The 6,618-nt window shown below is 49.0% G+C and carries 5 protein-coding genes; 1 reads left to right on the top strand and 4 read right to left on the bottom strand.

The window, feature by feature from the left end; all coding sequences use genetic code 11:
• Window positions 1-262: 262 nt before the first annotated feature.
• From ACZRKO_RS17600 to acs, 4 genes are all read right to left on the bottom strand, one after another.
• Window positions 263-1,246: an alcohol dehydrogenase catalytic domain-containing protein gene (locus tag ACZRKO_RS17600; RefSeq protein ID WP_463738511.1), complete on the bottom strand. Its 984-nt coding sequence runs from the start codon at window positions 1,244-1,246 to the stop codon at window positions 263-265.
• Between the two features lie 158 nt (window positions 1,247-1,404).
• Window positions 1,405-3,072, bottom strand: coding sequence for a cation/acetate symporter ActP (gene actP, locus ACZRKO_RS17595; protein ID WP_463738510.1), 1,668 nt, complete (start codon window positions 3,070-3,072; stop codon window positions 1,405-1,407).
• On the bottom strand, window positions 3,069-3,380 hold the full coding sequence (locus ACZRKO_RS17590) for a DUF485 domain-containing protein (protein ID WP_463738509.1): 312 nt from the start codon (window positions 3,378-3,380) through the stop codon (window positions 3,069-3,071). The genes actP and ACZRKO_RS17590 overlap by 4 nt, the downstream gene beginning before the upstream one ends.
• A gap of 54 nt (window positions 3,381-3,434) precedes the next feature.
• Window positions 3,435-5,396, bottom strand: a complete 1,962-nt coding sequence (gene acs, locus ACZRKO_RS17585) for an acetate--CoA ligase (protein ID WP_463738508.1) — start codon at window positions 5,394-5,396, stop codon at window positions 3,435-3,437.
• Window positions 5,397-5,932: 536 nt separating this feature from the next.
• Between acs and ACZRKO_RS17580 the strand changes: the two genes are divergently transcribed.
• The gene (locus ACZRKO_RS17580) at window positions 5,933-6,517 is read left to right on the top strand and encodes a fimbrial protein (RefSeq protein ID WP_463738507.1); all 585 of its coding nucleotides are present in this window, start codon (window positions 5,933-5,935) and stop codon (window positions 6,515-6,517) included.
• Window positions 6,518-6,618 lie beyond the last annotated feature (101 nt).

Genomic DNA, 6,618 nt, shown 5'->3' with positions numbered 1-6,618 from the left:
AACGGCCCGAAGGGTGAGGCACGAAGTGGGTCATCAACTGCCAGGCATCAAATTAGTGGAAAACCTCAGTCGAAAGACTGGGGTTTTTTGCTATGGGGAGTTTGAAGAGAAAAGGCATGTGCGGAGGCTGTTGGTTCATTATTTTAACGGCAATGGTTGATCACAGCCGGCCAACTGATGAGAATTGAATGATTGTTCATACGTCATCAACATAAAAGGCCATCCACAGGATGGCCTTTTAACATTTTAAAGCCTGAAAATTCTACAGTTCAGCAACGTATTTGACTCCGTTATTGTTCTGTTTCATTGCATTTAGCGCCTCAGGCAGGGCGGCAAAGGCAACGGTTTTAATAGTCGGCATAAGTAATTCGCCGCGTGAAATCTGGTTAAGCATTTCTACGGCGGCTGCGACCAACTGTTGCCACTGAGCGGGCGAACCATGGGCATGAATGGCGGCAAGTGCAATCTCATGCAATGAAATACTGGTACTGAATGGTTCTACAGGAGACGTTTCAACCCGATCTTGTACCGACACAAGGTGACCATAATACCCGAGCAGATACCCCAGAGATTCTGCACTTTGTTGGTTTACCATGTCGAAAGCAGCATGTAACGAATGCCCCTTAAGCGCAGATTTCAGCTGTTCCTGCCAGTCGGAATGATGGTAATCAAATGTCCCCATTGCACCTTTCTGAGCCAGAAGCGAGTGGTGATGCTCACTGGCTGTGGTGTATACACGGGTATTTGCGTGAGAAAGTAACTGAGTCAATATTCCCCCGACAGCCCCGCCTGCACCATTCACAAGGACAGAACTACCAGCCAATTCCGGAACCCGTTTCATCGCCTGCCATGCCGTCATTGCCGGACAAGGAAAAGCCGCAGCGACAATATCCGTTAATGTCTCAGGGATTGGAATCAGTGCGTGGGCAGCGACGACGGCATGACGTGCAAAGCTTCCCGCAAACCGTAAGTCCGTATGGTAAGCCACTCTGGTGCCGACCCTCAGGTGTTGTACCGCGGAGCCGAGGGCAATGATCTCTCCCATACCATCCACGCCGGGAGTGTGCCCGTTTTGCCATGTTGCAGGCGGGCTCGCTAAGATTTTCCAATCCACGGGATTCAAACCCACGGCTTTATTTTTAATTAATACTTCGTCGGCTTTGAGTGCGGGTAGCGAGGTTTCTCTGAATTCCAGCGCGTCGGGTTCTGAACTTTCTTGCCATATCCAGGCTTCGGTCGTGAACATACTTGCCTCCTTGTATTACATTACGACTTAATAGCATTCACGAGTCTGAGCAAATGAGCAATGTATCCGAGGGTATTACAGAATTGTCTTGTCGAAAGAAATCGCCTTTAAACCAGTGAAAAGCCAGAGCCCGTGCAGGCTCTGGCTGTATTGAGGACTCAGTGATTGGAACTTTGTGAAATACCAATACCGGTCTGAGAACGGACAAATTGAGGATAAAAGCGCTCTCTTTCGAGCTGGCCTTCACGGGAATGATCGGTAATTGAGAACAGCCAGATACCCACAAATGCCACGATCATCGAGAACAACGCCGGATACTCATACGGATAGATAGGTTTTGCATGTCCCAGTATCTGCACCCAAATCGTCGGGCCAAGCACCATCAGGATAATCGCCGTCAGCAAACCTAACCAGCCTCCAATCATCGCGCCCCGGGTAGTGAGTTTTCCCCAGTACATTGAGAGCAAGATGATAGGGAAGTTACAGCTCGCGGCGATAGAGAAGGCAAGGCCAACCATGAAGGCGATATTTTGTTTCTCGAACAATATTCCTAAAAGAATGGCAACAATACCGAGCAGTACGACAGTGATCTTCGATACCCGCAGCTCATCTTTCTCCGTTGCTTTCCCATCTTTAATCACACTTGCATAAAGGTCATGGGATACCGCAGACGCGCCCGCTAAAGTAAGCCCTGCCACTACGGCGAGGATCGTTGCGAAAGCCACGGCGGAGATGAAGCCCAGGAAGAAGCTGCCACCCACGGCATCTGCAAGATGGACGGCAGACATGTTGGTCCCGCCGAGCAGTGCACCACTGGCATCTTTAAACGCCGGGTTAGCGCTGACCAGCACGATGGCGCCGAAACCGATGATAAAGGTGAGAATATAGAAATAGCCGATAAAACCAGTGGCATAGAAGACACTTTTTCGCGCCTCTTTAGCGTCGTTTACCGTGAAGAAGCGCATCAGAATGTGAGGTAAACCTGCGGTCCCGAACATCAGCGCTAATCCGAGGGAGAGTGCAGATATCGGGTCAGAAACCAGTCCACCAGGGCTCATGATCGAGATACCTTTCGGGTGGACCGCCACCGCCTGTTGGAAGAGGGTATTAAAGTTGAAGTTAACCGATTTCATGACCATAACAGCCATAAAGGTCGCGCCGGCAAGCAGTAAAACCGCCTTGATGATTTGCACCCAGGTGGTTGCCAACATACCGCCAAACAGGACATAGAGCACCATCAGAATGCCTACCAGGATCACTGCAACGTGGTAATTCAAACCGAAAAGCAGCTGAATCAATTTCCCAGCCCCCACCATCTGCGCAATCAGATACAGTGCGACAACCACCAGTGAGCCGCAGGCTGACAGCGTTCTGATCGGCTTTTGCTTCAGCCGGTATGAAGCTACATCAGCGAAGGTGTATTTACCCAGATTACGCAGTCTTTCAGCGATCAAAAACAGAATGATCGGCCAGCCAATCAAAAATCCTATCGAGTAGATAAGGCCATCGTAGCCTGAGGTATAAACCAGCGCAGATATCCCAAGGAATGAGGCGGCAGACATAAAGTCACCGGCAATGGCCATACCGTTTTGCAAACCGGTGATACGCCCGCCCGCTGTATAATAATCCTGACGTGAGCGCGTACGTTTCGACGCCCAGTAGGTGATATATAAGGTTGCGCCAACAAACAAAACGAACATTACAATCGCTTCAATATTTAGTGGCTGTTTTTTTACCTCACCGGCAATACCTTCCGCCGCTAAAGCGCTCAGCGGAAAAGCCAGTAAACTGGCGAGCGCCATGAGCCCTAAACGACGGGCGTTCATAGGTTCACCTCTCGGATAATATCGGCAGTCAGACGGTCAAACTCGCTATTAGCACGGAAAACATAAATACCGGTCAGCACAAAGGAGATGACAATTAGCCCAACACCAACGGGAATGCCGCGGGTAATTGTCGCACCTTGATACAACGGCGTACCCAGCCACTGAGGTTCGAAGGCAATCAGGAAAATAAAGGCAACGTACATTACCAAGGTGATAGCCGAAAGCAGCCACGCAAAGCGGCTGCGTTTTTCAACTAACTCCCTGAAGCGCGGATTATTTACAACTCTCTGATAAATGAGATCATTCATCTCAGTGACTCCTGTGAGGCATTGATAGAGTTCACCGCGCCAGGGCGGTGAAAATTACGACGGCACTTTCATTGATTGTTTTTCTTCCAACAGCTTATCGACAACACCCGGATCGGCGAGTGTCGAGGTATCTCCCAGATTACTGATATCACCGGCGGCAATTTTGCGCAGTATGCGGCGCATAATTTTCCCGGAGCGGGTTTTTGGCAATGAATCAGTCCAGTGAAGAATGTCCGGTGTGGCAATCGACCCTATTTCCTTGCGTACCCAGTTACGCACTTCGGTATAGAGCTCGGGGGAAGGTTCCTCCCCATGATTTAGGGTGATGTATGCATAAATGGCCTGGCCTTTGATGCTGTGAGGGATCCCCACGACGGCGGCTTCAGCAATTTTGGGGTGAGAGACCAGTGCCGATTCGATCTCAGCGGTACCCAACCGGTGGCCGGAAATATTCAGTACGTCATCCACCCGGCCAGTTATCCAGTAATAACCGTCTTCGTCACGGCGCGCGCCGTCGCCGCTGAAATACATATTTTTGAAGGTGGAAAAATACGTTTGCTCGAAGCGGTCGTGATCGCCAAACAAGGTACGAGCCTGGCCCGGCCATGAATCGGTTATGACCAGATTGCCTTCGCAGGTGCCTTCCTGCGGCACGCCTTCGTTATCCACCAGTGCAGGTTGTACGCCAAAGAATGGGCGCGTCGCTGAACCGGCTTTCAGTTCGGTCGCTCCCGGCAGCGGGGTTATCATGAATCCGCCGGTTTCGGTCTGCCACCAGGTATCGACAATCGGGCATTTGCTGTTGCCGATCTTTTTGTAATACCACTCCCAGGCTTCCGGGTTTATTGGCTCACCCACCGACCCCATAATGCGCAGCGTTTCGCGGCTTGTTCCTTCGATTGCTTTATCACCTTCAGCCATGAGCGCACGGATCGCAGTCGGTGCGGTGTATAAAATATTCACTTTATGTTTGTCGATCACCTGCGCCATGCGGTTCGGAGCGGGATAATTCGGCACACCTTCAAACATCAGTGAAATGGCACCACAGGCCAGCGGCCCATAAAGCAGATAGCTGTGACCCGTCACCCAACCGACGTCAGCAGTACACCAGTAAATATCGCCTTCGTGATAATCGAAGGTGTACTTAAAAGTCAGGGCAGCGTAAACCAGATACCCGCCGGTTGTATGCAGTACGCCTTTAGGTTTACCGGTCGAGCCGGAGGTATAAAGGATGAATAACGGATCTTCAGCCTTCATCTCTTCAGGCGGGCAATCGGCTGAAGCGTCTTTTACCGTATCATGCCACCAGATATCCCGGCCTTCATGCCATTCACCTTGTTTGCCGGTACGTTTGAATACCACGACGTTGGTTACGCTGGTCACTGCAGGGTTTTTCAGCGCATCATCGACATTCTGTTTGAGGGGGATCGTGCGGCCGGCACGCAGGCCTTCATCAGCGGTGATCACAAGTTTCGAGTGGGAATCAACAATACGTCCGGCTACGGCTTCTGGTGAGAAACCGGCAAAGATCACCGAATGGACCGCCCCGATGCGTGCGCAGGCCAGCATCGCGACGGCGGCTTCCGGAACCATGGGCATATAGATCGCCACGACGTCGCCCTTTTTAATTCCAAGTCCCTTCAGAACGTTGGAGAATTTGCAGACATCGTGATGCAGTTGTTTGTAGGTTACTTTCTTGCTTTCCGCTTTCGGATCATCCCCTTCCCAAATCAGGGCGGTGCGGTCACCTTTTTTTTCGAGATGGCGATCCAGGCAGTTTGCCGCCAGATTCAAGGTGCCGTCTTCGAACCAACGAATATCAATGTTTCCTGGCGCGAATGACGTGTTTTTCACTTTTGTATAAGGCTTAATCCAGTCGAGAATTTTGCCTTGTTCGCCCCAAAATTGGTCAGGATTCTCTACAGACTGTTGATAATAATGCTGATATTTCTCAGGTGTGATCAAGGTATGTTCTGCAATGGAAGCAGGAATAGAGTGCTTATAAACGTGGCTCATGGTTTTTCTCCTTTGATTTGTTAATAATATGTCAATCAAAAGTTAAGTGTAGATTGCCATGCGGCTTTGTTTGGTTTTTGGGGGGCAGATCACGCAACCAGAGTAATTTCAGCAAGATGACATCAATTACCGTGATCGCAGATGCGGTGAAATTAATGGAGTGAACGTTATTATCAGCGACATGAATATTTCAGGGCGATATTGTTTCAAGGATATTTATGGTGATGTGTAACTCATAAATCATAAAAATGTGTCAAATTTGTTAATTAAAGCTTAATTCATTCGCTACACCTGTATATCACGATCGATATGTAATGAAATTTAATGTTAATTAATTTCACCTGTAGGTTAATAAGCGTTCATAAAAAGGGACTTTTGAATTAACTTTAGAGTCATGTTCTTAATTGTTGAACTTCTTGAATTATTATTCCGTTAAAAATCAAATAACAGTATATTGATCTGGAAAGAGAGGGGTGCTCTCTTCGGTACAGCAAAAAATCGCTATTTTGCTGCCGTACAATTCTCAAGGACTCAACATGTTTAACACTAAAAAAAAGACTCTTATTATTGCCCTTTCAGCGGTAATTTCTGCTGCCGCCTTTGCTGATGATCCGGCACCTACCGCTCCATCAGGCGCCGACCAGGGTTCTGGTCGTATTCATTTTACCGGTACTGTAATTAATGCACCTTGTTCAATTGCCCCAGGTGATGAAGACATCAATGTGAATATGGGGCAAGTTGCCAATAAGGTATTGGAAAGCGGCAACAAATATTCCCAGAACGTGAATTACACCATTCACCTGCAGGACTGTGACCTGACTGCTCAAACGGCTGGTACGGTGGCTTATCCAGCCATGTCTAAAGTCGCTGTATCCTTTGCTGGCACGCCGGACAGCAGCCTGGCTGAGCTTCTGGCTAACACCGGTAGCGCTAAAGGTGCCGGTATTCGTCTGATCGATGCCAATGGTGATTTGTTAAAAGTGGGTGATACCTCTAAAGAGATTAACCTGGTTACTGGTAACAACGAACTGGTGTTTGCTGCCCGTGTTGAAGCCAATTCGCAGCCTGTGTCCACCGGCACGATCGTTTCCCAAGCGACCTATGCGCTGAACTACAAATAAAACCGCGTAATTAAACAGGGGGATCTCTTCCCCCTTTAACTCTGTCCATCCTGGCAGGGTATTCTGCTGGCTATATTCTGTGGGCTATATAACTAAGCCTA

Source organism: Ewingella sp. C233 (assembly GCF_055407225.1).
This window is presented reverse-complemented; position numbering and strand designations above follow the sequence as displayed.

Excerpts from the sequence above, each read along its gene's own strand:
- ACZRKO_RS17600 (WP_463738511.1), bottom strand. The coding sequence starts at position 1,246 with ATGTTCACGACCGAAGCCTGGATATGGCAAGAAAGTTCAGAACCCGAC.
- actP (WP_463738510.1), bottom strand. The coding sequence starts at position 3,072 with ATGAACGCCCGTCGTTTAGGGCTCATGGCGCTCGCCAGTTTACTGGCT.
- ACZRKO_RS17590 (WP_463738509.1), bottom strand. The coding sequence starts at position 3,380 with ATGAATGATCTCATTTATCAGAGAGTTGTAAATAATCCGCGCTTCAGG.
- acs (WP_463738508.1), bottom strand. The coding sequence starts at position 5,396 with ATGAGCCACGTTTATAAGCACTCTATTCCTGCTTCCATTGCAGAACAT.
- ACZRKO_RS17580 (WP_463738507.1), top strand. The coding sequence starts at position 5,933 with ATGTTTAACACTAAAAAAAAGACTCTTATTATTGCCCTTTCAGCGGTA.